The 24618-nt window shown below is 60.1% G+C and carries 22 protein-coding genes, 2 tRNA genes and 1 pseudogene; 11 read left to right on the top strand and 14 right to left on the bottom strand.

The features are described 5' to 3' along the window. Window positions 1-139: 139 nt before the first annotated feature. Window positions 140-1318 carry a lipid-A-disaccharide synthase gene (lpxB, locus tag HYPMC_RS13220; protein WP_029671170.1) on the top strand — a complete coding sequence of 393 codons (1179 nt, stop codon included), beginning with the start codon at window positions 140-142 and terminating at the stop codon, window positions 1316-1318. On the opposite strand, the gene gltA is transcribed toward lpxB, so the two are convergent. Next, window positions 1315-2625: a citrate synthase gene (gltA, locus tag HYPMC_RS13215; RefSeq protein ID WP_013948475.1), complete on the bottom strand. Its 1311-nt coding sequence runs from the start codon at window positions 2623-2625 to the stop codon at window positions 1315-1317. The genes lpxB and gltA overlap by 4 nt on opposite strands. A gap of 324 nt (window positions 2626-2949) precedes the next feature. Beyond that, complete coding sequence (gene gltX, locus HYPMC_RS13210; RefSeq protein ID WP_013948473.1) at window positions 2950-4515, bottom strand: glutamate--tRNA ligase; 1566 nt, start codon at window positions 4513-4515, stop codon at window positions 2950-2952. 71 nt (window positions 4516-4586) lie between these two features. Here gltX and HYPMC_RS13205 point away from each other — a divergent pair, with 71 nt between their 5' ends. Further along, window positions 4587-6929 carry a ComEC/Rec2 family competence protein gene (locus HYPMC_RS13205; RefSeq protein ID WP_013948472.1) on the top strand — a complete coding sequence of 781 codons (2343 nt, stop codon included), beginning with the start codon at window positions 4587-4589 and terminating at the stop codon, window positions 6927-6929. A 58-nt stretch (window positions 6930-6987) separates the two neighbouring features. Here the strand turns inward: HYPMC_RS13205 and lexA are convergent, their stop codons facing one another. Then, window positions 6988-7731, bottom strand: a complete 744-nt coding sequence (gene lexA / locus HYPMC_RS13200) for a transcriptional repressor LexA (protein WP_013948471.1) — start codon at window positions 7729-7731, stop codon at window positions 6988-6990. A gap of 452 nt (window positions 7732-8183) precedes the next feature. On the opposite strand from lexA, the gene HYPMC_RS24265 reads away from it, so the two are divergent. Further along, window positions 8184-8321: a hypothetical protein gene (locus HYPMC_RS24265; RefSeq protein WP_155831253.1), complete on the top strand. Its 138-nt coding sequence runs from the start codon at window positions 8184-8186 to the stop codon at window positions 8319-8321. 656 nt (window positions 8322-8977) lie between these two features. On the opposite strand, the gene HYPMC_RS24260 is transcribed toward HYPMC_RS24265, so the two are convergent. Further along, complete coding sequence (locus HYPMC_RS24260; RefSeq protein WP_155831252.1) at window positions 8978-9223, bottom strand: hypothetical protein; 246 nt, start codon at window positions 9221-9223, stop codon at window positions 8978-8980. A 398-nt stretch (window positions 9224-9621) separates the two neighbouring features. Further along, window positions 9622-10914 (bottom strand): ParA family protein, encoded by a 1293-nt coding sequence (locus HYPMC_RS13185; RefSeq protein WP_013948469.1) that lies wholly within the window; start codon window positions 10912-10914, stop codon window positions 9622-9624. 50 nt (window positions 10915-10964) lie between these two features. On the opposite strand from HYPMC_RS13185, the gene HYPMC_RS13180 reads away from it, so the two are divergent. Further along, window positions 10965-11252: a hypothetical protein gene (locus HYPMC_RS13180; RefSeq protein WP_013948468.1), complete on the top strand. Its 288-nt coding sequence runs from the start codon at window positions 10965-10967 to the stop codon at window positions 11250-11252. A 129-nt stretch (window positions 11253-11381) separates the two neighbouring features. On the opposite strand, the gene HYPMC_RS13175 is transcribed toward HYPMC_RS13180, so the two are convergent. Continuing rightward, window positions 11382-11831, bottom strand: a complete 450-nt coding sequence (locus HYPMC_RS13175) for a hypothetical protein (RefSeq protein ID WP_013948467.1) — start codon at window positions 11829-11831, stop codon at window positions 11382-11384. Window positions 11832-11996: 165 nt separating this feature from the next. On the opposite strand from HYPMC_RS13175, the gene pdxH reads away from it, so the two are divergent. Continuing rightward, a complete protein-coding gene (pdxH, locus tag HYPMC_RS13170; protein WP_013948465.1) occupies window positions 11997-12653 on the top strand; it encodes a pyridoxamine 5'-phosphate oxidase in 657 nt (218 codons plus the stop codon). Window positions 12654-12732: 79 nt separating this feature from the next. After that, window positions 12733-13542, top strand: a pseudogene (locus tag HYPMC_RS25055) (DUF1499 domain-containing protein); the annotation flags it as partial. A gap of 82 nt (window positions 13543-13624) precedes the next feature. On the opposite strand, the gene HYPMC_RS13165 reads toward HYPMC_RS25055, so the two are convergent. The 3 genes from HYPMC_RS13165 to HYPMC_RS13155 all read right to left on the bottom strand — a co-directional run bounded on the left by HYPMC_RS13165 (window position 13625) and on the right by HYPMC_RS13155 (window position 17140). Beyond that, complete coding sequence (locus HYPMC_RS13165) at window positions 13625-14533, bottom strand: MBL fold metallo-hydrolase (RefSeq protein ID WP_013948463.1); 909 nt, start codon at window positions 14531-14533, stop codon at window positions 13625-13627. Between the two features lie 90 nt (window positions 14534-14623). Further along, on the bottom strand, window positions 14624-15898 hold the full coding sequence (locus tag HYPMC_RS13160; protein ID WP_013948462.1) for an FAD-dependent oxidoreductase: 1275 nt from the start codon (window positions 15896-15898) through the stop codon (window positions 14624-14626). A gap of 234 nt (window positions 15899-16132) precedes the next feature. Further along, on the bottom strand, window positions 16133-17140 hold the full coding sequence (locus tag HYPMC_RS13155) for an NAD-dependent epimerase (RefSeq protein WP_013948461.1): 1008 nt from the start codon (window positions 17138-17140) through the stop codon (window positions 16133-16135). Between the two features lie 299 nt (window positions 17141-17439). On the opposite strand from HYPMC_RS13155, the gene HYPMC_RS13150 reads away from it, so the two are divergent. Beyond that, a complete protein-coding gene (locus HYPMC_RS13150; protein WP_244420887.1) occupies window positions 17440-18921 on the top strand; it encodes a DUF2793 domain-containing protein in 1482 nt (493 codons plus the stop codon). Further along, complete coding sequence (locus HYPMC_RS13145; RefSeq protein WP_013948459.1) at window positions 18918-19118, top strand: hypothetical protein; 201 nt, start codon at window positions 18918-18920, stop codon at window positions 19116-19118. The genes HYPMC_RS13150 and HYPMC_RS13145 overlap by 4 nt, the downstream gene beginning before the upstream one ends. Window positions 19119-19283: 165 nt before the next feature. On the opposite strand, the gene HYPMC_RS13140 is transcribed toward HYPMC_RS13145, so the two are convergent. Then, window positions 19284-19360: transfer RNA gene (locus HYPMC_RS13140), tRNA-Pro, on the bottom strand. Window positions 19361-19655: 295 nt separating this feature from the next. Here HYPMC_RS13140 and HYPMC_RS13135 point away from each other — a divergent pair. Together HYPMC_RS13135 and HYPMC_RS13130 are read left to right on the top strand one after the other, a co-directional pair. Further along, window positions 19656-19730 (top strand) — tRNA-Gln (locus HYPMC_RS13135). Window positions 19731-19929: 199 nt separating this feature from the next. Continuing rightward, window positions 19930-21051, top strand: coding sequence for an FRG domain-containing protein (locus tag HYPMC_RS13130; protein ID WP_013948458.1), 1122 nt, complete (start codon window positions 19930-19932; stop codon window positions 21049-21051). A 143-nt stretch (window positions 21052-21194) separates the two neighbouring features. On the opposite strand, the gene HYPMC_RS23280 is transcribed toward HYPMC_RS13130, so the two are convergent. Beyond that, window positions 21195-21731 (bottom strand): hypothetical protein, encoded by a 537-nt coding sequence (locus tag HYPMC_RS23280; protein ID WP_013948457.1) that lies wholly within the window; start codon window positions 21729-21731, stop codon window positions 21195-21197. Window positions 21732-21887: 156 nt separating this feature from the next. On the opposite strand from HYPMC_RS23280, the gene HYPMC_RS13120 reads away from it, so the two are divergent. Continuing rightward, the gene (locus tag HYPMC_RS13120; RefSeq protein WP_029671049.1) at window positions 21888-23024 is read left to right on the top strand and encodes an NAD(P)/FAD-dependent oxidoreductase; all 1137 of its coding nucleotides are present in this window, start codon (window positions 21888-21890) and stop codon (window positions 23022-23024) included. Window positions 23025-23077: 53 nt separating this feature from the next. Here HYPMC_RS13120 and HYPMC_RS13115 read toward each other — a convergent pair whose 3' ends face one another. From HYPMC_RS13115 to HYPMC_RS24905, 3 genes are all read right to left on the bottom strand, one after another. Next, window positions 23078-23623 carry a VOC family protein gene (locus tag HYPMC_RS13115; protein WP_013948455.1) on the bottom strand — a complete coding sequence of 182 codons (546 nt, stop codon included), beginning with the start codon at window positions 23621-23623 and terminating at the stop codon, window positions 23078-23080. Between the two features lie 70 nt (window positions 23624-23693). Continuing rightward, window positions 23694-24446 carry a M23 family metallopeptidase gene (locus tag HYPMC_RS13110; RefSeq protein ID WP_013948454.1) on the bottom strand — a complete coding sequence of 251 codons (753 nt, stop codon included), beginning with the start codon at window positions 24444-24446 and terminating at the stop codon, window positions 23694-23696. Window positions 24447-24449: 3 nt separating this feature from the next. After that, window positions 24450-24581, bottom strand: a complete 132-nt coding sequence (locus HYPMC_RS24905) for a hypothetical protein (protein ID WP_256380082.1) — start codon at window positions 24579-24581, stop codon at window positions 24450-24452. Between the last annotated feature and the right edge of the window lie 37 nt (window positions 24582-24618).

The raw sequence follows: 24618 nt of genomic DNA, 5'->3' as shown, positions 1-24618 counted from the left end.
CGCCAACGCCGCGCATCTTCTCGGGGTCGTCGCAACCGAAGCAGTAATCTCTCCGCCTGTCATCGCGGCGGCAAACGAATTAGGGATGTTCGTCGCAACGACTGCAGCACCGGCAACCGCACGAGGCACGGCTCGAACGATGACATCGCAATCCACATCGCGACCGTTGAAGATTTTTGTCGTCGCGGGCGAGCACTCGGGCGACGCACTTGGCGGAAAACTGGTCCATGCGCTGAAGAAGCGATATGCTGGCGACATCACCTTTGCCGGTGTCGGCGGGGAAGATATGGCGCGTGAAGGTTTCTCGTCGCTCTTCCCGATCGAAGACGTTGCCGTCATGGGGCCGCTGTCGATCCTGCCGAAGCTGCCGCGCATCGTACGCCGCGTCTATCAGACGGTCGATGCTGCCATCGCCTTCGCGCCCGATCTCGTCGTCATCATCGACAGCCCGGAATTCACGCACCCGATAGCGAAACGTATTCGCAAGCGCGCACCGCAGATCCCGATCGTCGATTACGTCAGCCCGAGCGTTTGGGCTTGGCGTCCCGGCCGCGCAAAGAAGATGCGCCCGTACGTCGATCACATCTTGGCGCTGCTGCCGTTCGAGCCGGAAGCGCACGCGCGTCTCGGCGGACCTGCATGCACCTATGTCGGCCATCCGCTGATCGAAAAGCTTGCCGAAATCCAGAACGCCGACGCCGCGGCTCTTGCCGCGCGCTTGCATCTCGATCCGATGCGCCCGGTACTTCTCGTGCTTCCCGGCAGCCGAACATCCGAGGTCGAGCGCCTGATCGACGTCTTCGGAGAAGCGGTCGCGCAGCTAGCCGGTTCTATCGGACCGATCGAAGTCATCATTCCAGCGGTGCGCCACGTCCGCGACCGCATCGTTGAAAAAACCGCAAACTGGACGCCGCGTCCGCACGTCGTTGAGAGCGACGACAAATACGCCGCGATGCGATTGGCCCGCGCCGCGCTCGCCGCTTCCGGTACGGTGACGCTCGAACTGGCGCTCGCGCAGACGCCCGCGGTCGTCGCCTACAAAGTCGATAAAGTGATCGCGAACCTGCGCTTCCTGCTGAAGGTGCCGAGCGTCGTGCTCGCAAACCTCGTCATCGGTAAGAACGTCTATCCGGAATTTCTGCAGGAAGCCTGCACGGCGGAAAATCTCGAAGCCGCGCTGAAACCGTTGTTCGGCGAAACACCTGAACGCGCAGCCCAGCTCGAAGGCCTCTCGCTGGCGCCCGCCAAAATGCAGCTCGCCGCCTCAAGTCCAAGCGAGGCGGCGGCCGATGTCGTTCTGTCTGTCGTGAAGGCTTAGGCTGCCGGGAAATCGCGGCGTGCCGGACCGATGTAGAGCTGGCGCGGACGGCCGATGCGCTGCTCCGGATCTTCGATCATTTCTTTCCACTGCGCGATCCAGCCCACGGTGCGAGCCACGGCGAACAGCACCGTGAACATGTCGACCGGGAAGCCCATCGCGCGCAGAGTGATGCCCGAATAGAAGTCGATGTTCGGATAGAGCTTCTTCTCAATGAAGTACTCATCCTGCAGCGCGATGCGCTCAAGCTCGATTGCGACCTTCAAGAGCGGATCATCCTTGTGGCCGAGTGCGTCGAGCACCTCGTGGCAGGTCTTCTGCATCACCTTGGCGCGCGGATCGTAATTCTTGTAGACGCGATGGCCGAAGCCCATGAGGCGGAAGCCCGATGTCTTATCCTTCGCCTTCTTCACGTACTCGGGAACGCGATCAACCGTGCCGATCTCTTTCAGCATGTTGAGCGCGGCCTCGTTGGCGCCGCCATGTGCTGGACCCCAAAGACAGGCGATGCCCGCCGAGATGCAGGCAAATGGATTGGCGCCTGACGAGCCCGCAAGGCGAACTGTCGAGGTCGAAGCATTCTGCTCATGGTCGGCGTGCAGGATGAAGATGCGATCGAGCGCGCGCGAGATGATCGGATTGACGATGTAGGGCTCGCACGGAACGGCGAAGCACATCTGCAGGAAGTTCGACGTGTAATCGAGATCGTTGCGCGGATAGATGAAGGGCTGGCCCATCGAATATTTGTAGGCCATTGCCGCGATCGTCGGCATCTTGGCGATCATGCGCTGGCTCGCGACCTCGCGCTGCGCCGGATCGTTGATGTCGGTCGAGTCGTGATAGAATGACGACAGCGCGCCGACCGTGCCGACCATCACCGCCATCGGATGCGCGTCACGACGATAGCCGGTGAAGAACCGCGTCATCTGCTCGTGAACCATCGTGTGGTTCGTGATCGTCTTGCGGAAGTTGATGAACTCAGCGTTCGTCGGCAGCTCCCCGTAAAGCAGCAGGTAGCAGACCGCAAGGAAGTTGGTGTTCTCTGCGAGCTGATCGATCGGATAGCCGCGATAGAGCAATTCGCCCTTGTCACCGTCGATATACGTGATCGAGCTTTTGCAGTTCGCCGTCGACGTGAAGCCGGGGTCGTACGTGAAGCAGCCCGTCTCTTTGTAGAGATTGCCGACGTCGATGACGTCCGGGCCGATGGTGCCGGAGCGAACCGAAAGCTCGACCTGCTTGTTCTCGACCGTCAATGTTGCGCTGGGCTTCGCTGTGCCCTTCGCCGCCTTGTCGTGGATGTTCATGATCGCCACCTCGCCCCGGGGAAGACACTACCGACGCCTGAAGTAACTATCGCATTCCCCGACGGGTGGCCCGTATGCTTAAGGACCCTGGAGAACGTTCGGCGGCCTTCACAGAAGCAATCGGCAAACCAGGATTTACCGGATTTTTTGCGGTGCGGCAAGAGATCGTTAAGTGGGATATGAATACCGAAAACGGCCGGGATACGGGCCGTCTGACACGGTCATCCTGAAAGGCAAAGCCGACGATACAGTGCGCCGCTCGCTAGTTTCCCGTCGATCTTCGGAATAAGCCCACCAACGGCATTCGAAGTCGGGAATTAGCGTTTACGCCGCGGTATCGGCAATCCGGCCTAGACTTTCGTCGCGTCCCAGCACCTCGAGGACGTCGAAGACCGGCGGAGAGACTGCGCGCCCTGTCAGCGCCGCGCGCAGCGGTTGCGCGACGTTGCCGAGCTTTAAAGCTTTCTCTTCGACGTAGGACTTTACCTTGGCTTCGAGCAACGCCGAGGACCATTCCTCTGTGGAAACCTCCGACAGCAGCTTGAGCACTTCGGCGTTTGAAGCGCGGCCCTCTGCACTTAAAAGCTTCGCCGCCTTGTCTTCGAGATTTAGCGGACGCTGGGCGACAATGAACAATGCGCCGCCGACCAACTCGGCGAGCGTCCTCGAGCGTTCTTTCAGCGATGGGATCGCGCGCGTGAACGTCTCCCAGCCTTTCGCCGCGAAGAGATCGGCCAGATCTTTTCCCGACTGCACGGCCGGAAGCTGGCGCAGAACTTCGCGCGCAAGTACAATATCGGAGCGCGGCGGCGCCTTTGGATCGGGCGCGATCTCGGCTAGTGCTGAAAAATTCAGATGTGGCAGCATTCCGCGCACGTGCGCAGCCAACTCATCGTCGGAGGCCGCGCGAATGTAATGGCCATTGAGATCGTCGAGCTTCTTAAAGTCGAGCCGTGCCGCACTCTTGTTGATGTTATCGATGTCGAACCAGCGGATCAGGTCCTCCGTCGAAATAATCTCGTCGTCGCCGTGGCTCCAGCCGAGGCGGACGAGATAATTGCGCAATGCCACCGGCAGATAGCCCATGTCGCGATATTCTTCGACGCCCTGCGCGCCATGACGCTTCGAAAGCTTCGCGCCGTCCGCGCCGTGAATTAGCGGCACGTGGGCAAAATCGGGCACCGTCCAGCCCATGCCATTGTAGATTTGCGTCTGCCGCGCCGAGTTGGTCAGATGATCTGCGCCGCGAATGACGTGCGTAATTTCCATGTCGTGATCGTCGACCACGACCGCGAGATTGTACGTCGGGTTGCCATCCGATCTGAGGATGATCAGATCATCGAGATCCTTATTCGGGAAGGCAACGCGTCCCTGCACGTGATCGTTGACGATCGTCTCGCCGTCGCGCGGTGCCTTGAGGCGGACAGCGGGCTTCACGTCCTTCGGTGCGTCACTCGGATCGCGGTCACGCCAGGGCGATAGGAAAATCTGCGGTCGCCCCTCGGCTTTGGCTTTCTCACGTGCCGCTTCGATCTCGGCGGGCGACGAATAGCAGTAATAGGCGGCGCCGCGCGCCAGTAGTTCGTTCGCCACCTCGCGATGCCGGTCGGCGCGCGAGAACTGCGAAATGACGTCGCCGTCCCAGTCAAGGCCAAGCCACTTGACGCCATCGAGGATCGCAGCGACCGCCGCCTCGTTGTTGCGTTCCCGGTCGGTATCTTCGATGCGCAGCAAAAAGCGGCCGCCACGCCCACGTGCGTAAAGCCAGTTGAATAGCGCCGTCCGTGCGCCGCCGATATGGAGAAATCCGGTGGGCGAGGGTGCAAATCGAACGATGGGCGCGCTGGGTGTCATGGTCTCGGCCTTTGGACCTTTTGTTCTGTCTGCCATTGAGGGATTGAGGCTCCGCTCGTAGCATGTGAGATGGGACAAGTTAAGGGGGCGGAAAATTCCCGTTCCCGATGCGTCATGGGCAGGGCATGTCGGTCGAAGCGCGGGGACCGGACGTCGCATTTCCAGGCTATGCCGACCACGGCATGAGCCGCGCTGTCCTGTTGTTTGAAGCTGAACGGCAGAGCTTTTTCCTTTGGGCGCCCGTTTGCCTTGGTGCCGGAATTGCCGCCTATTTTGCGCTGCCCATGGAGCCGGCGCTGATCGTAGCGTTCGCGCCGCTGGCGCTCGCCCTGATTTTGCGCCTGACAGTACGTTCCGGCACGCTCGTCGCGACACTGATGATGGCGCTGGTTCTGATCGGCGCGGGCTTTGGCATCGCCAAGCTGCGCGTCGAAGCTGTCCGCGCGCCCGTTCTGACCAAGGCGCTGCACAGCGTCGAAGCCTCAGGCACCGTCACGATGGTCGAGGCCAAGCTGCCGCGTGGCCAGCGGCTGACGATCGCCAACCCCAAAATCGCAAATCTCGCTGCAGCCGATACGCCTGCCGTCGTGCGCATCCGCACGATGTCGTCCAAAACGCGCGCCGCACCGGGCGACAAGATCCGCATCAAAGCCAATCTCTCACCGCCGGCAAAGCCAGCGCTTCCAGGCGGCTTCGATTACGCGCGCACCGCTTGGTTCGAATCTGTCGGCGGCGTCGGTTACGCATTCGCAGCACCGACGATCGAAGGCCACGTTGACCCCAATAGCATCGTCCAATGGTATCGCCGCACCATCGAAAATATCCGTCAGGCGATTGCCGCGCGCATCCGTGCGGCGCTTCCTGGCGAAACCGGCGAGATCGCGCTTGCCCTTATCACCGGCGAGCGCGGCGGCATCAGTGCCGAGACGAACAACGCCTTCAAGAATTCGGGCCTGTTCCACATTCTCTCGATCTCCGGCCTACACATGGTGATTGCAGCAGGTGCCGTTTTCTTTTCGATCCGCCTGATCCTCGCTGCGATCCCGCGCATCGCCTTGACGATGCCGATCAAAAAGATCGCCGCTGCGCTCGGCATCATCAGCGCGGTCGCCTATCTCGCGATTTCGGGAGGCCAGTTCGCAACCGTGCGCTCGGCGCTGATGATCTTCATCATCTTCGGCGCCATGCTGATTGATCGCCCTGCGCTTGCGTTGCGCAACGTTGCGCTCGCGGCGTTCCTAATTCTGTTGGCCTATCCCGAAAGCCTGCTCGATGCAGGCTTTCAGATGTCGTTTGCCGCTGTGACGGCGCTGATCGCCTCGCACGAATTTTTGAGCAGCCTGTTCAATCGCGAGCAGAAGCCGCATCCCATCATGCGCGTCATCGTCTTCTTCGGTGAGATCATCGCCTCGACTCTGATCGCAAGCGTCGCGGTCGCGCCGTTTGCCGCCTATAATTTTCACCAGAGCCAGCAATATGCCGTGCTCGCGAACATGATCGCCATTCCGATCTGCAACCTGATCGTCATGCCGGCGGCGCTCGTCGCGATGGTGCTGATGCCGTTCGGCCTCGAATGGCTCGGCCTGAAGCCGATGGGCTGGGGCATCGAAGGCATGACGTGGTGTGCGAACGAAGTCGGCGCGTTGCCTGGTGCAGTCGGACATATTCCAGCGATCCCCGAACTGGCTTTCGTGCTGATGCTTACGGGCGGCGTCTGGTTTTTGCTTTGGCAGACGCGGATCAGGCTTCTCGGCGTTGCGCTTGTCGGCGCCGGGCTGCTTGTTTCGCCTTGGATGCCGCGCCCTGACGTTCTGATCGGACAGAAAGGTCTGCTTGTCGCCGTGCGCGATGACTCGGGCAAGCTCGACGCCATGCCGGGCAAGGGCACGAAATACGATCTCGACCGCTGGCTCGAATACGACGGCGATTCCCGAACGGCGCGCGATGCCAAGATCGGCAAAGGCTTTACTTGCGATGCGATCGGCTGCATCGCGCATGTCAAAGGCGCGACCGTCGCGGTCGCGCGCCATCCCGCCGCCGTGACCGACGATTGCCTCAACGCCGACGTGCTTGTGCTCGATACGCCCAAGCCCGGCAATTGCGCCGTGCCGCGAACGGTCGTCGATGTTTTCGATCGCTGGCGCAATGGCGCTTACGCCCTTTATGTCGACCGCAGCGACGACAGTCCGGAACCCAAAATCCGTCTCGAAACGGTCGCGGCTCATCGCGGCGAACGACCTTGGAGCGAGATGCCGGAGCGAAAGCAGGCAGCGCTGCCGAAACCCCGTATTCTGCAGACCCCGTCCCCGGCGGGTGCCCCGGCTGCCGAACCTGCCCGGACCGCCGAAGCAGAACCCCAAACACGCACCTCAGCCGACGTCGATCCGGGGGAGGGGGCGGAACTCGAAACGGAAGATATCACTGAGCCGGACGCCGAGAGCGGGCGTTAGCCATCGACGCTGCCCCGCGTCGCTCTAGCTCCGTCGACGCATGGCGGCGAACTGCCCCTCAATACCGCCGCATCAAGCCGACGAGGCGCCCCTGAATGTCGATCTGATCCGGCCCAAAGATCCGCGTTTTGAATTCGGGGTTCGCGGCTTCGAGCGCAATCGTCGAGCCCTTCTTGCGCAGCCGTTTCAGCGTCGCTTCCTCGCCCTCGACCAGCGCCACGATGATATCGCCGTTCTCCGCCGTATTGCAGCGGCGGATGATGACGGTATCGCCGTCATGGATGCCCGCCTCGATCATCGAATCGCCTTTGACCTCCAGCGCAAAGTGTTCGCCGTTGGTCAGGATGTCGGGTGGCACCGCAATGTCGTGCGTGTGGTTCTGAATGGCGCTGATCGGCGTACCGGCGGCGATGCGGCCCATGACCGGGATCGACACCGTCCGCGCGTCGATGACGTGCGACGGCGGCGGCGGCGTGGCCACATTCGTCTTCGGCGGCCCGGAGCCTTCGATCACGCTTGGCTGGAAGCCCCGCTGCGGTGCCGCGGCCGCGTTGGCACCCGGTGCCGCGGACGGCAAGCCAACCTGGTTGTCCGGCAGCTTGATGACCTCGATAGCCCGCGCCCGGTGCGGCAGGCGGCGGATGAACCCGCGTTCCACCAGAGCGGTGATCAGCCGATGAATGCCGGACTTCGACCTGAGATCCAGCGCATCCTTCATCTCGTCGAAAGATGGCGGCACGCCGCGCTCCTGCATGCGCGCATGGATGAAGAGGAGGAGGTCTTTCTGCTTTTCGGTGAGCATAGCGGTTCGTCTCAAGCCTTTCCTGGCTGGCAAGCGCGGCGGGCTGAGACGCTGACCACCGAAAGACCGCCCGCTCATTTACAGTACAAATCGTGTATGTACCCTAACCGTTCTCGTCTCGTTCTGCAACCCATGCAAGTCAATAATCAACACGAACCAGCGCATGCGGCTCTGAAAGCACAGTTTCGTTGGCGCATCCGACTCGCCCGCGGCGAGCCGGCCGGATGCGCATACGTGGTGCATCTTCCTTCGCTCGACTTCAGAACGAAGAGCCAAGCATGTGCTGGCGGCGGGCTCTGCGAAGCAGAGTCGCCGGCACCCACAATGCTCCGGCATGCTCCCCCGCAGGGGAGTCGCCAGCAAACAAAGAGCCGACGGAAAGACCTCGCATGTCTGTTTATCGACCCGGGCGTTTCATACTTTTGCCGTTGAGGTGGAGCATCGTGCGAACAATGCGAGGTTTGTTTTCTCAAATCATCATTGGGGTCATCGTCACCGTCATCGGGACGCTTGTGACCGACGCCATCACCGGCGGCAACATGAGCCGTCATTTCGTTCCGGGCGTGCACGGCTCCTGGCGCGGGCATTGATGTCCAGATTTGCGCAACTCCTCTGACGCTTTAATGCACGACGCTCCCGATGTGCGCATCGTGGCTGGCTCTCCTTTTTGATTGCGCCGGAACGACAGCTTTTGATTTGCGCATGGCGACTCCCCTGCGGGTAGCCGGCCGCCATGCGCGGATTTTTTCGGCGCGCCGGCCGCCCGGCGCGTCGCGATGAACAAAGATCCGGGCATGCGCCAACGGCCGGCTCCGCTTTTTGATTGCGCCGGACGACACGCCTACGGCGCGCCGGCCGCCCGGCGCGTCGCGAAGGAAGAAGCTCCGGGCGTGTGCAACCGGCCGGCTCTGCGGAGCAGAGTCGGTTGCACCAAATATAAAGCACGAAGCGGACGGGTTCCGCGGCTGGGTCGTGGCATTTGAAGTCTCGGAACCGATCCGCTCCGTGACAGCCTGAGAACAGGGTCGCGAGCACGGTCACTTAATGAAGCGGGATGCTCCGCACACGGGTTTCTCACCCCGTGCGGACCGGCCGTTCGCCTTGTCCGGAAGCGCGCGTGACGCGCCGGGTCAGGCTGCCCCGTCCGAGCCCGACGCAACGCCTTGCGCGCGAGCCCTTCACCGGACGGGCGAGGGGATTATGCGGGCGGTTCGGAAGGCGGGGATAAGTTTTTTGTGTGTGACGGTCAGCCCGCTATTCGACCTGCGGTCGCTGCGGATTTCGCGCGGCTCGTCATGATGGCCTGATGGCGGGCCAAAATCTTTTTGAGTGCCGCAGGTCGGCTCTTCGGAGATGCGCTCGTAAACTTCTTTGCGATTGCGGAAATTTCAGCGGCATTGAGTTCCTTGTCGGACTCTATGGCAGCGTAAATCGCATTGAAGCCTTCTTCATCTCCCAGAGCCTCCTCAAGGCGCCGCGAATATTTTAGCACGATTTCATCTCGAATGACGGCAGACTGCTTTGGCTTAGATGGCTTAGCTATTTTCGGTTTGGACAATTCGGCAGACAAATCCGCCAGGCTCGATTGCGTATGCCGCCGCAACGAGCACTCCAGTTGCCGTATTTCTTCGATTGTTGAGGCTTTCGCGTGCTCGTCCAAAAGCGATGCGAGCGCATTCAAAAAAGCACATAGATCGGCGATGGGCGAAGGCTCCGAACTGATTTTCGGGGAAGCAACGCCAATCGTTTTCGCAAGAATTTTGACAGTGTGGTTTGGAAAAGATTCGAGAAGAGGAAAGAAGTCGTGAGCCCACGCATCATCGACCGAAAGCGGTGTACGCGATCTGAAATCGATCCCGCGCTTAAGGAGCGATTTTAATTCAGAGCACTTCATTCAGCGGCCACCGGTAGCATAAGTTGGATCGCGTCATTGCCATCTGGGTCAAAGTCATCAGGATCGTCCACACCTTCAAATGATTGAGCAGGGGGGACGCCGACTTGGTTCGCGATCGTTCTCGCCAGCGAGAGAATAGCGGCGCGGACATTCGGAGAAGAATTGTCGCGAGGAAGATTGAAATACGCGATGCCATCATCTGCGTTTCGAACCAATCTCACGGTGTTGGGGATAAAGGTTGTTGTCGGAAGGAAGCCGCATCCGAAACGCTTTGTGTTCATTAAATCCTGTAACCAACTCATGACTTCGCGTGTGATATTGAGATTTGGACTGTACCGCGTCGCGACGACGCCGACGTGTTTGAGGTGCGGACACAAATTAGCGTCGCGCATGAATTTCAGCTGCTCGCAGAACGAAACAACAGATTCACCAGACGGCTTATCGAGGATGGTGGGAATCAGGACATGCGAACTTGCGCAAAGAGCTTGGATCGTTCCGGCAGTCAGCCTTGGCGGGCAATCGATAATGATAAGATCGAAGGCGTCTTGGACAGTCTGAGAGTGCAGAAGCTTCGCTAAATTGTACCGCATCTCCGCCGGGCGATAGATGTTTCCGATGAGCAAATCGGAAATCCAATGCCGCCATGCGCGACGATCCGGTTCGCGCACGTTCAATAGCCATTCGATCAGGAGCCGATTTTCGGCTTGAGCGAGATCGTAATAAGCCGTTGCGACCTTCAAACGAGGCTCTTGTCTTACCTCTTTGCAAGTCTGCAAGAACAAGTTCGGTTCAAGCTGTCCTCCTAATGCCCGAGTGGCAACGGAGTCCATCCCGGGGGAGGGAATCCAACTGACGTCGTCCGGAAACGCCATCGACGACAGAGAACCTTGGTAGTCGAGGTCGATTAGCAGAACGCGCTTCTTCCAATTACGGTGATGGGCGAGATGCGCCGCCACGTTGGCCGCAATCGTCGTTTTGCCAACGCCGCCTTTCAAATTGACGATTGAAACTATGCGGGCGCTTTTGACGTTTCCTTTGTAATTATCGGGCTGAACGATCGGCTTAAGCGTCCAGACGCCTGGGCCTTCCTGAAGACCTCCGGGAGTTTTTCGACGAGCAACTGCAGTGAGTGCCCGCTGGCGACTGTTCCAGAAATCTCTCAACTGTCGGAATTTGGCCCAGAGTAGTTGGATTGCTGCCCAGGCAATGGCACCAACGACGGGAAGAATCCAAAGAATAGCGTCGCCAGCAAATTTATGAAGAAAATCATCAGTAAAATAAGAAATCATAACGCAACCCCCACACACGAATTGGGAGAGATTAACTGACCATTAACCAGTTGTCATCAGGCGGAGCACCTTCACCCCTCCGTCTCCCCACCATCATCCTCGTCGCAATCGAGACGCTGGTCGCGATCTTCTACATCGCGGTCTTTCATCAGGCGGGGCGGAGCAATGCCATCGCCAACATCGCTGTCGATAGCGTGACGGCGATCGTCGTCGCGATTTGGGTTGTGTTCGTGCTGCCCGCGATCGTGCTCGTCGTTCGCGACACGAAACCGGGATTGGCGCTGGGCCTATCGCTCGCAGCAGCCGTGGCCTTTGCTGCGAACCTCGTCATTTTCTGATGCTTCGTCGGCCGGACGTCGCTCGTCCCGTGAGAGAAGCGCAACCGGCAGCGCAGTCGCACGCGCAAATAAAAAAGGCGACCCAAGGGCCGCCTTTTTCATTGGTCTGGGGGAGAGGTTTGGGGAAACTTATGACTCGATCTGCCAGATGCCGGTCGGCAAACGGCAGGCGACGATTTCGGTGCGCTTCGTGGCATGCACGGCGGTCAGCATGACAACGGCATACCGGCAGACGCTGCCGTGCGTGTCCTTGAATGAGGCGAGGGGCGCCACGAGCCCGGAGAGCTGACCGTGGCCGCGATGCCAGACATAGTTGGCGCCGTCGGCGACTTCGGTCAGCGCGAATTGCACGCTTTCGAGCGCCGCATATTCGTCGCTCTGATCGAGAACGGCTTTCGCGCTCTTGATATCGGGCAATTTCGGTTTGATATCGACGGCGTTAGGGTGCGCCTGCGTCGGCTCGCCGAAGCTCTGATCGGCGGCGAGCGTGTAGTTGTAGGGTACGAAAATGGCCGCAACCAGCGCGAATGCTGTTGCGCCGGCCGCGGCTAAGGGAAAAAAACACGGATTTGACGACATAACGCGACTGACCCTAACGCGACTGAAAAACTCGAACTCCGCCCAACAAGGCGGCTACTGGGATACAGTCTGCGCCGGTATGGTTAATACGGACTAAAGAACCAGCCTTGAACGTCCTCAAACGGCGCAGGGCAGATAAGTGAAATCGAGCGTTGAGCACGCAACATGAGCAACACTGACGATACCCCGGCCGCGACGCCGGAAACGGCGCTGGACTTCTCAGGCGCAACCGATCCGTTTCAGCTCTTCGACGCGTGGATGGCGGAAGCCGGCCGCACCGAGCCGAACGATCCCAACGCCATGTCGCTCGCGACCGTCGATGCCGGCGGCATGCCGAACGTGCGCATCGTGCTGCTGAAGGGCGTCGATGCGCCGGGCAATGCCGACCGCGGTTTCGTTTTTTATACAAACTTCGAAAGTGCGAAGGGTCGCGAGCTGCTCGCCAACCCCAAGGCGGCATTGCTCTTTCACTGGAAAACGCTGGAACGGCAGGTGCGCATTCGCGGCCCCGTCTCGCTGGCCTCGCACGGCGAGGCGGATGCCTATTTCGCTTCGCGTCCGCGGCTCAGCCGCATCGGCGCCTGGGCCTCGCATCAGTCGCGGCCGCTTTCCACGCGTGACGTGCTCGAAGCCAAGGTCCAGCATTTCGAGGCGAAGTTTCCCGAAGAGGACATCCCGCGCCCGGCGTATTGGTCGGGCTTCCGCGTCCTGCCCGTCGAAATCGAATTCTGGATGAGCCGCCCATATCGCCTGCACGACCGCATCGTTTTCCGCCGCGACGCGCCGCGCGACTCCTGGCACAAAACCCGCCTCTATCCTTAACGAATCACAAAAACGAACGAGTTAGGGTAGAGAAGGCGGGACGTATCAGAGTTCGGGGACGGGAGCGTTTGGGTCGCGAATGGTGACGGATCGTATCGACGAACGCCGCACGCAAAGGCGGCCGCGCGATCGTTATCGTTCGTCGCGCATTTATTATGCTGTCGGCGAGCCTCCCTCGTTCCTGGCGATGTGGACGAGCCGCATCGCGATTTTTTGCGCTGCGGCAGCGGTCGTGACGGCGGCGCTGCATCGGGTGTCGCTGTTGCAGACGCCTGTCGCGCTGACGATCGCATATCTGCTGGTCGCGGGCGCGGCGCTGGCGCTGCTGATGGCCCTCGTCGCCGGGCTCGATATCTGGGTGACGGGCCGGCCTGGGTCCGCGCGTGTTTTCGTCGGCGCCATCGTGGGCCTCGGCATTCTCGCAGTGCCGGTCGCGGTCTGGGCCATGAGCCTGCATTATCCCGCACTCTACGACGTGACGACCGATCTCGCCGAGCCGCCCGAGTTCACGATGGCGAAAGAGGAACGGGGACCCGAGACCAATCCGATCAGCTATGACGGCGAGCGGTTCGCCGCGCTCCAGCGTCAGGACTACCCCGATCTCAAAAGCCTGACCATTCCGCGCGCCACGGATGAGACCTACGAACTGGTTCTGCAGGCGCTTCATAAATTGAAATTTAAGCCGGCGCTTGAAGTCCCGCCCGACGATGAGGACGATTCTCCCGGCTTCATCGAGCTGTCCGAGCACACGCAAGTTCTGGGCCTGATCGATGATATCGTCATTCGCGTGCTCGGCAGCGACGACGACAGAAGCGCGCGTGTCGACGTCAGGTCCGCGTCGCGCTACGGCCCGACCGACTTCGGCCGCAACGCCGACCACGTCCGCACGATTTTGAAGGAAGTCGCGGCGCGCTTCGAAGCCTCCGTCCCCGACCCCGACAAGGAAGCGATGGCGGCGCGAAAGGCCAAGCTTAAAGCCGAGAAAGGTCGCGGTCGGGCGTCAAAGGCAGATCGGAAGCGACCAAACCTTTCTCGATCAAATATTCGACGTGCGCCTGAACGGAAAGCGTCGCGGCAGGGATCAGCTGGGGCGCGAGGTCGCGATAGACCTGGGGCACAATTCGACGAATAGTCGTAGCGCCCCCGGTCAGCGCATCGAGCACCGATTTCTCGCGCCAGTTCCGGTGCAGCAGATACGCTCTGACGGTTCGCTGCGGTTCGCTCAGGCGATCGCCATGACCCGGCAGGAAAACGTCGTCGTTGCGATCGAGCAGAATTTCGAGCGACGCTTCGTAGTCGGCCATGCGCCCCTCGGGCGGTGCGATGACGGTCGTGTTCCACGCCATCACGTGATCGCCCGAAAAGACGACCCGGCGGCCATCGACGGCAAAGCAGAGATGATCCGGCGCATGTCCCGGCGTATGGATCGCCGTTAGACCCCAGTCGGCGCCTTCGATCCTGTCACCGCCCGTGAGCGGAATGTCAGGTTCGAAATCGTAATCGACGAAGTAGCGCCCCGAGGGTGAATTTTCGAGCGCAACGCGTCCGGCTTCCGGATCGCGCGCATAGGCAGCGACCAGCGCGCCAGTCTCGGCCTTGAGCTTCGCAACGCCGTCGACGTGATCGCGATGTGCGTGCGTCGACAGGATATGCGTGATCGGTCGCCCGGCCGCGGCTTTCAGAATGGCCGCGCGATGCTCATCGCTATCGGGACCCGCGTCGATCACCGCAAGCGACGTCGAACCGATGAGATAGGTATTTGTGCCCTTGTGCGTCAGCGGGCTCGGGTTGGGCGCGACGAGGCGAACGATCCCCGGCCCCATCGGCGACGGTTCGCCATAGGTGAATACCATTTCCGTTTTGAATTTGAGAGAGTCCAAGCCCCCAAAACCTCTCGCGTAAGCCCTCAGTATTGCGCCCGGTTATAGAAAACTCGGGCGAACGACGAATACCCCGAAATTCGCCGCAGGTTAACGCTGCGCTTTCAGCCGCACATGCTCGGGCCGAAAACCGAGCCCGATCAACCGTCCCGAAAGGTGCGCGAGGATCGGCCAGCGCGCGATGCCCTTGATGAAACCGGGCGGACCCGAGCGCGTCGCCGCATCGGCTTCGCGCTTGCGCTTCTCACTGCGCATCATGAGCTGAATTTTCTGCGTCGCCTTTGTGGGAAACGTGCGCCGCTTCTCCACTGCCGCCAGATGCCGGTCCGACAAGCGCCCGTCTTTCAATGGACCTGCAACGATGTTCGCTGCAGCGACCGCATCCTGAATCGCAAGGTTCACGCCGACACCGCCGATCGGCGACATCGCGTGCGCCGCATCGCCAATGCACAAAAGCCCCGGCCGCCACCACTGCTTCAGCCGGTCGATGCGGATGCTCAAGAGGTGCACGTCGTCGAAGGAGGCAAGCTCTTGCACGCGATCCTCCGGCAGCGGCGACACCGCTGCGACCATGGCGCGGAAGGCCTCGATACCGCCCGCCTTAATATCGGCGTACGTGCCGCGCCGCACGATATAACCGCATTGCCAGTAAGCGCCGCGGTCGATCATCACGAAGCCTTGGCGCGGTCCGGCGTGGCCCATCGTGTAAGGCGGATCGGTCGCCAGATGCGAGAACTTCATCCACAGCACTTCGCTCGGGATGCCGAAGCTTTCGATCTCCAAGCCGGCGAGCGTTCGCGCGATCGAGTTGCGCCCGTCCGCGCCGACGACGAGAGACGAGCGGATCGTCAGTGCGCCATCCGGAGACGTTGCGCGAATGCCCGCAACGTTCCCGTTCTCGATGATGAGATCGGTAACTTCCCTTCGCATCAGCAGCCGGAAATTCGGATAACGCTTCGCCTCGCGCGCAAGAAAATCGAGAAAGTCCCATTGTGGCATGAAGGCGATGAAACGGTTCTTCGTCGGCAGCCATGAAAAGTCGGCGATAGTGATGTCCTTGCCGCCGATCTCGGCATGCAGCGAGCGCGCTTCCGTGTGCGGTAGTTTCAGAAGCTCGTCGGCGAGGCCGAGTTCGTGCATGACTTGCAGCGTCGAAGGGTGAATGGTGTCGCCGCGAAAATCGCGCAGAAAATCGCCGTGCTTTTCGATCACCGTCACATCGACGCCCGCACGCGCCAGCATCAGGCCGAGCATCATCCCCGCCGGGCCGCCGCCGACGATGGCGCAGGCGGTGGTGATGTTTTGATCTGCCGCAGAACGAGATTCCGCATTCGCAAGCCCGGCGGATTTTGTACCCTCAGTCATGTCGTAGCCGACGTCTTGGCCATGAGCCTCATCCCCGAAAAGCTGCCGTTGCTCGCAATATAGATAGGCGCTCGGAAGCAGGTATCCAAATTTGTATATTTTCGAAGGGATTCGCTTGTTCTCAGGTGGCCGTGATTTTTTCCCTCACGTCATCCCGGCGCAGGCCGGGATCCAGTCAAACCGCACCATCGAGCTTGCTGCTTGTTGTCTGATGGCCGCCTTCGCGTCTGAAAATCAAACGCCGTAATACGACCGGTACCACGCAACGAACCGCGCGATGCCGTCGTCGAGCGACGTCGAAGGCCGGAAGCCGACGTCGTGCACCAGATCGTCGATATCTGCGAATGTCTTCGCAACGTCGCCGGGCTGCATTGGAAGAAATGTCTTCTTCGCCTCGCGCCCTGTCGCCTTTTCTATCGCTGCCACGAAATCCATCAGCGCCACGGGTTTGTTATTGCCGATGTTGTAAACGCGGTAGGGCGCATCGGATATCGCGGGATCGGGCGCATTGCTGTCCCAGTTAGGATCGGGCGCGGCGATCTTATCAGCCGTTCGCAAGACGCCCTCAACGATATCGTCGATATAGGTGAAGTCGCGCGCATGATCGCCGCCGTTGAAAATCTCGATCGGCTCACCCGCCAGGATCTTTTTCGTAAAGTTGAAGTAGGCCATGTCCGGCCGTCCCCACGGACCGTAAACGGTGAAGAAGCGCAGCGCCGTAATCGGAAGCCGATAGAGATGCGCGTAGGCATGCGCGGCAAGCTCGTTGGCCTTCTTCGTCGCGGCGTAGAGGCTGACGGGATGATCGACGTTGTCGTGCTCGCTGAACGGCATCTTCGTATTGGCGCCGTAGACCGAACTTGACGACGCCATCACGAGATGCTGGACGTCATTGTGGCGGCAACCTTCGAGAACGTTCTGCGTACCAACGATATTGGAGTCGATATACGCGTGCGGATTGTGCATGCCGTAACGCACGCCCGCTTGCGCCGCGAGGTGAATGACCTTGTCGAAGCGCTGCACGCGAAACAATTCCGCCATCGCGCTCCGCTCGGCGATGTCGAGATGCAGGAATGAGAAACCCGGCCGGCCGCCGAGATTGACGAGGCGCGCTTTCTTCAGCGCCGGATCGTAGTAGCCGTTGAGGTTATCGACGCCGACCACGTCGTCGCCGCGTTCGAGCAGGCGCAGGCACGTATAAAAACCGATGAAGCCAGCCGCGCCGGTCACCAGAAATTTCATTGCGGGAGTCCTCGTTGCGAATTTCTGGTCTAGCCTCGAACGAGGCCCGGTTTAGACGGTCCGCCGTGGCTGTCAATCGCTCAGACGGCCAGCGGTAAACGATCCCGTTAGTCCCAAATTGTCATCCCGGCCGGAGTCGCGGTGTGGTCATGACTGCTTCACCAAGGCCGCGCCGGCAGCCGGCTAGCTTTTTATCGGTGCTGGCGACTCCCGTCCCGGGAGCCGGCCGCCAGCACAAAATAAAAAAACAAAAAACTTATCCCCGCCCTTTCGCCCGCCCGTATCTTCATTCCGGGAGCATGACAACGGACGAACGCGCGACGATGACCGATACGCCGAACCTCGCATTGCCTTACATTTTGCCGTCCCAAGCGCAGAAGCACGTCACGCACAACGAAGCGATCCGCGCTCTCGATTGTCTTGTGCAACTCGCGGTCGAGAGCCGTTCGCTGGCAGCGCCGCCCGCAAGCCCGGCTGAAGGCAGCCGCTATCTCGTCGCCGCGGCGGCGACGGGCGACTGGAGCGGCCGGAGCGAGATGATCGCAGCGTTCCAAGATGGCGCCTGGATGTTTTACGAGCCGCGGGAAGGGTGGCTCGCATGGGTTGCCGACGACCATGAACTCGCGATCTATTCGGCCGGAGCATGGGCGGCGTTCACGTCCGGCGGAGACGGCGGCAGCGATCCGGGCGACATTACGGAACTCGATGATCTCGCCCACGTCGGCATTAACGCGGCAGCGGACACGACCAACCGTCTCGCGCTGAAAAGCCCGGCCAGCCTCTTTGATAATGCGGGCAACGGTCACCAGCAGAAGATCAACAAGCACGCAGCGGGCGACACTGCATCCGTGCTTTACCAGACGAACTATTCCGGCCGCGCCGAAATGGGGCTCGCCGGCGATGATGATTTTCGTTTCAAGGTGAGTCCTGACGGCGCAAGTTGGTACGAAGCGCTCAAGATCGACCGCAACACCGGCAAGCTCACTTTCCCGGTGACCGGCGGTCCGCGCGAAGTCTTGACCGCCAATCGCACCTACTACGTCCGCTCGGACGGTTCCGACAGCAACAACGGTCTTGCGAACACATCGGGCGGTGCATTTCTGACGATCCAGAAGGCGCTCGACGTCGTCTACGGCACGCTCGATCTCTTCGGTTTCAACGTCACCATTCAGGTGCAAGCCGGAACGTGGACGCAGAGCCTAAACGTGCCGTCGCCGCAAGTTGGCGCTGGCGTCGTGGCGCTGCTCGGTGACGCAACCACGCCATCCAATGTCGTCATATCGACAGCGGGCGCGTGCATCACCGTGGCAGGCTCGGGCACCCTTCTCACCGTGCGCGGATTCAAGCTGACGTCATCTAGCAACAACTGCCTGCAGGCGACGCAAGGCGGCCGCATCAGCTATGGAAAGATCGAGTTCGGCGCGGCGAGCGCCTTCCACTTGCGTGCCGACAATGCGGGCGCAATCAGCTGCCCCTCAGGAGAAGCGTTTACGCTCTCGGGCTCTGCGCAGGGCCATCTCCTCACACTGTCCTACGGTTTGATCTCGATCCCGACGAGTGCACTCACCATCACGGGCACGCCCGCTTGGGGCACCTCCTTTGTCAGCAACCAAGGCGGGCAGGTGTCCTTGTACGGCGTGACCTTCAGCGGATCGTCCACGGGCCGCCGCTATGACGTGTCGGTCAACGGCGTGATCAATACATTCGGCGCCGGTTCGGCCTCTACGTATTTCCCCGGCAACGTCAACGGCGTGTCTTCCACCGGAGGCCAGCAGGTATGATGACTGATTTCGATATGCCCGTCTTCGTGATCCGGGATTGGTTCTGGCAGATCGGCGCGGATGAGAGCCGCTACTGGTCGAGCGCGACCGGCGCGTATGTCGCCGAGGCGCAGGAGGGCCGGATTACGATGGTGCCCTCGCTCGAAGACTTGCAGGCGGCCTTGGCCCAGCTCGGCCTATCCGCGCCGAGCGAATAAGTCAGTGAGACGTGCGCGCCCTGTTGGTTTCTTCGCGCCGCCCGCATTGCGGACGCAGCGTATCGCCAGCGCGAACGTCTCGCGCCGCGTCGCCGAAAACAGGATTTCTTGGGACAATTTCCGAGGCGCGGCTAGCGGATTAACTCGCTAACCCATTGAAAAGACTGGTCGGAGCGAGAGGATTCGAACCTCCGACCCCTTGCTCCCGAAGCAAGTGCGCTACCAGGCTGCGCTACGCTCCGCCCGACCGTCTATGCCTGCATTTAGGCTTTCCTGGGCGCCGTGTCGAGCGCCTAGGAGACGCGCTTATAGCGGCCTCGATCCCGTACCGCAAGCGTCTCAAAATACCGATTTTTTGAGGTGCCTCATGCAACTTCCTGATGGAAGCCCCGCCGGAGCTTGCCCGCTGCGGCGCGCCATCGCATCGAGTCTGTGAATCCGGTGGTGCGCTTTGCCGCGCGCCATTGCCCAGTCGCAAACGACTGACTATGGTGCGCTCCGCCGACGCTTCGGACGTCGGTTTTCCTGACGCGCTGGTGGGATGTAGCCAAGTGGTAAGGCAGCGGATTTTGATTCCGCCATTCGGAGGTTCGAACCCTCCCATCCCAGCCACTGATTTCAATAAATTAGATTGTCACCCGCGGCCTTCAGACTCTCGCTTTTGCGCACGTTCAGACTTTCGCCTCGGTTTTGTTCGCGCTTCTTACGCGGGTTTCGCTCGCGACAAGTCGCTGTCGAATACTGCGTGCACGTCTCGAATCGACTTACGATCTAGCAACATTTTTTGATCCTACGAAGATCGGGATATCGCATGCGCGGCTATTGGCATGACCATTTTTCAGGAAATACCTCCGGCGATATTTCTCTGGAAATTGATCGTGTGCAAAATGGGTTCTACGGACACGCCTATATTTTTGAGGAAAATTCGCCAATAGGATTAGTCGCCAAAATCGATGTGCAATCCATCGAGAATAAATTCGACTTCGCCGGTCCGATATTTCCGCTTGATCCCTCATCCAGCGAACCAACCAATTGGTCGGCCATAGATCCCAAAGTGGCCGAAGAGTTTTCGCGATCGTTTCAGGCGCACTGCGAGTGGACCGATTCTACCGTCTCATTGAGTTGGCAGACGGACAAGGGTTTTCCCGGCAGAGCTGACCTAAAGCGCGATCTGAGAGAGAAGTCGGTGGTTGAAGCGCTACCGATCAAAACATGGATGGATTTCAAGCATCACGTCTCGCGGCTTCGTCAGTACGACTACATTTACCGCGGACAGTCTCATCCCTGGCGCCTTCGTACACCGTTTCATCGCACCGGCCGGGCCGACACGATACGATTCTTTTCGGAGATAAATTCCATTGTGTCACGTCATGTAAGCTCGGCTAGTCGGCACGTATTTGATATGGCGAATGGCAATCAGTTTGCCGCGTTTTTAAACTTAATCCAGCACCACGGATTTCCTACACCACTTCTCGACTGGACATATTCACCTTACGTTGCAGCCTTCTTTGCCTTCAGCAAAATTACGAAAGAGGACGCACATAATGCGCGAGAAGATGAGGTCGTCAGGATTTTTATTTTCAACAAAGGTATGTGGTGCCGCCAGCTAACGCAAATTTCTTCGGTAGCACATCGTCGGCCGCATTTCTCCCTTCTAGACCCGATTGCGATCCAGAACCCTCGGCTGGTGCCCCAGCAATCGCTCACTAGCTTCACATCTGTTGACGATATCGAGACCTACGTCCTCAGCAAAGAAACCTCCGAGACAAAATTTCTTCAGGCGATCGATCTTCCCAAAAAAATGCGCGGGGAGGTCATGCATGAACTAAGTTTGATGGGTGTCACAGCGGGAGCTTTATTCCCAGGGCTGGATGGAATCTGTAGCGAGCTGAAGGAACGGCTATTTGATTTTCATTCAGACATATCAAGCTAACCCATTGATACACTGTGGGCCAGTTTACCTCTGAAAAGTCTGAATGGCCGTTGATTTTGTTGAGGTCACGGGTGATTTTGATTCCGCCATTCGGAGGTTCGAACCCTCCCATCCCAGCCAACTGTTTGCAGCGGCGATAATCGCTATTTCTGCGCCGCATCGCCTGTCGGCACACGAAATGCCGAAGCATGACCGCTGTCGCCGAAATCGCTTTGTCGGCATTTGCCGTCGAGATTGCGATATTCGTTGCTCCTCAGACCCGCATCGACAAACGCGACGCCGCGCGCGGAAGGTTCCAAAGCAAAGAGCACGATGCGGATGGCGCCGTCTGGCGAGGTGATCGCTGGCGCCCCGTCGTCGTCGAGCGCATAGGGCCAGACCGGGCGCTCACCGGCATCGAAGACCTGGTTACCGTCGCGCATCGCTTGACTGCGCAGATCGAAACGGGGCGGCGCACCATCCGGAAAGGCGACGGCAAAATCGAAGCTGACGACGATGTTCGCGTGCGTCAAATCATAGAACACACAATTGAGCGTGGGGGCCGGGCTTTGCGCCGCGATCTTTTGCGGCGGCGCGGTGGGTTCGTGGACGAAGCGCGCGAAAGCGAGAGTGGCCAGGATAATCGCCACCGCACCAGCCGAGAGCTGAAGCAGAGACCGTCGGCTGTGAATGACTGGCACGGCAGGCCGCTAGCTCGTTTGAGGTTCCGGAAACACCAGATGAACATGTCCCCGATTGATAGTTCCAATCAACCCTTGATGGAGGGTGTTGCGTGCCGAGCCGCGATCCCATACCACGCATCCAGCATTCGCGGCGCAGCGAGAGACGTTTCGGACATGGCGGCATCAGGTGCGGTGAGCGATTTCGAAACGGTTGTCATTGGCGCCGGTGTCGTCGGATTGGCCATCGCTGCTGAACTTGCCGAAGCAGGGCAGAATGTGCTCGTCGTCGAGCGCCACAGCACGTTCGGCATCGAAACCTCGTCGCGCAATTCCGAGGTCATTCACGCCGGAATTTATTATCCGCCGGGCTCGTTGCGCGCCAAGCTGTGCGTTGAAGGCAAGGAGCGGCTCTACGCGTTTGCTGCCAGATACAACGTGCCGGTCCATCGCTGCGGGAAACTTCTGGTCGCCACAGCCGAAAGCGAAATTGCGCAGCTCGAAGCCATTGAAGCGAAAGCCGCGGCGAACGGCGTATCTGATCTAAAACGCTTGACGCCGGACGAAGTCCGCCGCCTCGAACCCGACGTGCGCTGCGTCGCGGCAACTCTGTCGCCCTCCACCGGTATTATCGACGGTCACGCCTTCATGGCGGCGCTCGAAGCGCGATTGCTCAACGCCGGAGGCGAGATCGCGTATCATTCCGAAGTCGTCGGCATATCCGCGGGATCGGGCGATGGCTTTCGCCTCTCGATTTCCTCCGCAGGCGATATCTCTGAGCTTTCATGCATGCGCCTCGTCAACGCCGCAGGTCTTGGCGCCTCGCGCATAGGCCGCATGATCGAATATCGCAACGCCGGTTACACCGTGCCCGGCCTTTTTCCCGCCAAGGGCCATTACTTCTCGCTAGCTGCAAAGGCGCCGTTCAAGCATCTGATCTATCCGATGCCGTCGCCCGACGCGCTGGGCGTGCACGTTACGCTCGATATGTCAGGCGCGGCGCGCTTCGGCCCGGACGTCTATTGGCAGAACGATCTCGACTATGCGTTCGTCGCCGCCGACGCGCGCCGCGAGACGTTCGCAAAGGAGATCAAGCGCTATTGGCCGTCGCTGCCTGACGGTGCGTTGATGCCCGCATATACCGGCATCCGCCCGAAAATCTATTCGCAAGGCTCGAGCCCGGCCGACTTTGAAATTCATGGGTCGAGTCAGCACGGCGTTCCAAGCTTCGTCGGGCTTTATGGAATCGAAAGCCCCGGTCTTACGGCATCGCTCGCCATCGCGTCTTACGTTGCGAGACTGCTGGACGCTTGAGAAAATAATGCGAGGCCCGCACACCCTGCTGCGAGCCCCGCACCGCACGCGACTTAGTGGTTCGTGTTGTCCGCGTCCGCAGCCTGCTTCGGCTCCGGAGCGTAAAGCCCGACCGGATTGCCGTCGGGATCTTCGATGATGGCGAGACGGCCGACATCATCGACGTCGGAAGGTGCTTTCAATACGCGGCCGCCCTTTTTGATGGCTTCGGAAACAGCGGCATCGACATCGCCGACCTGAATGTACGTCACCCAGCCCGGACGCGGATCGTTCGGCTTGCCTTCATATTTCGTAAGCCCGGCCTGCTCGGAGCCGTTCGCATTGAAAAGCGTGTACTCAGACTCGCCCGGCGCAGGCGGCCGCGAGTTGTCGTCCGCCGAAACGATCTTCGGCGTCCAGCCGATGACGCTCGCATAGAAATCGCGGGCCTTTTCGGGATGCGCGCTGACGAGCTCGCTCCACCACACGCTCCCGTTGTCGCTGCTCGACGCCGGTGCCGACGGGCTCTCGGCAAAAGCCGGCATCGCAACGCACGCGGCGAGCGCCACAGAGAAGACCGCGGCGACGCCGTGGCCGGAACGCGAAAGAGTACGGGACATTGCTTCACTCCTGGATCGGATAAAATCTATCAGGCCAGAAGCAAGTGAAGTGCCAAGTCGCGTAACCGTGCTATTTCGGGACGCACTGCAGAATATAGGTGAAGCCGCGAAAGCTTGCGTAATCTCTGCCTTTGACGAACGGCACGATCTTCACGTTGCCGTCTTTCGGCGGGTCGTTGAGACCCAACATGTAAAGCGGATCGATCAGCGCCGCAGTCCCGTTCCACCAGTCTTCGGCGCCGTAACGGTTGGGACGCCAGCTGATTTTATCGTCATCGACTTCCCAAACTTCCCAGTGCACTTCAGGCAGATAATTCGGGTTGCCGCCGGGCCGTGTCACGCGAGCCAGACGCTCGCCGCGTTCGACGCGTTGTCCCTCTTTGAGATGCTTGATCTCGTCGAAATCGAGATGATCGAACTCGGAATAGTAATATTTCGGGCCATCGGACAGGTTGACGTCGCGCCGGTCGTGCCGGATGAGCAATGCGCCCTCGCGTCCCCATTTCCAGTCGGCCTTCCAGACGGCGCGAACCGTGCCGGACGCAGGCGCCACGATCCAGTCGCCGAGCCGCCCGGCGTCGATGCCGGTGTGGACTTCGTCGCGCCGCGTGCCGTCGACATCGATCCACGTCGCATAGGGTGACGTGATCGGCGAGCATTTGAAGTCGTCCGGATAGACCGGCTTCAACCCGGTCGGCTTGACGCCGTAGCCTTTTTTCATCGCCATGTCCGGATCGTCCTGCGGTGCATTTGCCCTCGCGATGACGGCGAGCGCCAGGCACCCGAGCGCGAACGGCACAAATCGTCGTGTTAGCGAAAGCATGAGCTAGATCGCGATCCGATGGCGGACGCGCAAGGTCCCGCAAGTCTCTTCGGTATCGGCCGCAATGAACGGCATCGCGATGGCGTCCGGGCGGGGCGCCGCATTTACGTTAATATGAGCAATTTGATCGGTCATTCGTTATCGGTCCCTTAATGGGCTGGTCTTTGCAGAA

This window comes from Hyphomicrobium sp. MC1 (genome assembly GCF_000253295.1).
In the GTDB taxonomy this organism is placed as follows: Bacteria; Pseudomonadota; Alphaproteobacteria; order Rhizobiales; family Hyphomicrobiaceae; genus Hyphomicrobium_B.
Note: the sequence above shows the minus strand (reverse complement) of the source record. Positions and strands in the feature narration are given on the sequence as shown.

Bases quoted from the DNA above. Each gene is read 5' to 3' on its own strand.
- HYPMC_RS13115 (WP_013948455.1), bottom strand. From the start codon at position 23,623: ATGTCCCGTACTCTTTCGCGTTCCGGCCACGGCGTCGCCGCGGTCTTC.
- HYPMC_RS13205 (WP_013948472.1), top strand. From the start codon at position 4,587: ATGCGTCATGGGCAGGGCATGTCGGTCGAAGCGCGGGGACCGGACGTC.
- HYPMC_RS13150 (WP_244420887.1), top strand. From the start codon at position 17,440: ATGACAACGGACGAACGCGCGACGATGACCGATACGCCGAACCTCGCA.
- gltX (WP_013948473.1), bottom strand. From the start codon at position 4,515: ATGGCAGACAGAACAAAAGGTCCAAAGGCCGAGACCATGACACCCAGC.
- HYPMC_RS13145 (WP_013948459.1), top strand. From the start codon at position 18,918: ATGATGACTGATTTCGATATGCCCGTCTTCGTGATCCGGGATTGGTTC.
- HYPMC_RS13110 (WP_013948454.1), bottom strand. From the start codon at position 24,446: ATGCTTTCGCTAACACGACGATTTGTGCCGTTCGCGCTCGGGTGCCTG.
- HYPMC_RS13175 (WP_013948467.1), bottom strand. From the start codon at position 11,831: ATGTCGTCAAATCCGTGTTTTTTTCCCTTAGCCGCGGCCGGCGCAACA.
- pdxH (WP_013948465.1), top strand. From the start codon at position 11,997: ATGAGCAACACTGACGATACCCCGGCCGCGACGCCGGAAACGGCGCTG.
- lexA (WP_013948471.1), bottom strand. From the start codon at position 7,731: ATGCTCACCGAAAAGCAGAAAGACCTCCTCCTCTTCATCCATGCGCGC.
- HYPMC_RS24905 (WP_256380082.1), bottom strand. From the start codon at position 24,581: ATGACCGATCAAATTGCTCATATTAACGTAAATGCGGCGCCCCGCCCG.
- gltA (WP_013948475.1), bottom strand. From the start codon at position 2,625: ATGAACATCCACGACAAGGCGGCGAAGGGCACAGCGAAGCCCAGCGCA.
- lpxB (WP_029671170.1), top strand. From the start codon at position 140: ATGACATCGCAATCCACATCGCGACCGTTGAAGATTTTTGTCGTCGCG.
- HYPMC_RS13160 (WP_013948462.1), bottom strand. From the start codon at position 15,898: ATGACTGAGGGTACAAAATCCGCCGGGCTTGCGAATGCGGAATCTCGT.
- HYPMC_RS24265 (WP_155831253.1), top strand. From the start codon at position 8,184: ATGCGAGGTTTGTTTTCTCAAATCATCATTGGGGTCATCGTCACCGTC.
- HYPMC_RS13155 (WP_013948461.1), bottom strand. From the start codon at position 17,140: ATGAAATTTCTGGTGACCGGCGCGGCTGGCTTCATCGGTTTTTATACG.
- HYPMC_RS13130 (WP_013948458.1), top strand. From the start codon at position 19,930: ATGCGCGGCTATTGGCATGACCATTTTTCAGGAAATACCTCCGGCGAT.
- HYPMC_RS13185 (WP_013948469.1), bottom strand. From the start codon at position 10,914: ATGATTTCTTATTTTACTGATGATTTTCTTCATAAATTTGCTGGCGAC.
- HYPMC_RS13120 (WP_029671049.1), top strand. From the start codon at position 21,888: ATGGCGGCATCAGGTGCGGTGAGCGATTTCGAAACGGTTGTCATTGGC.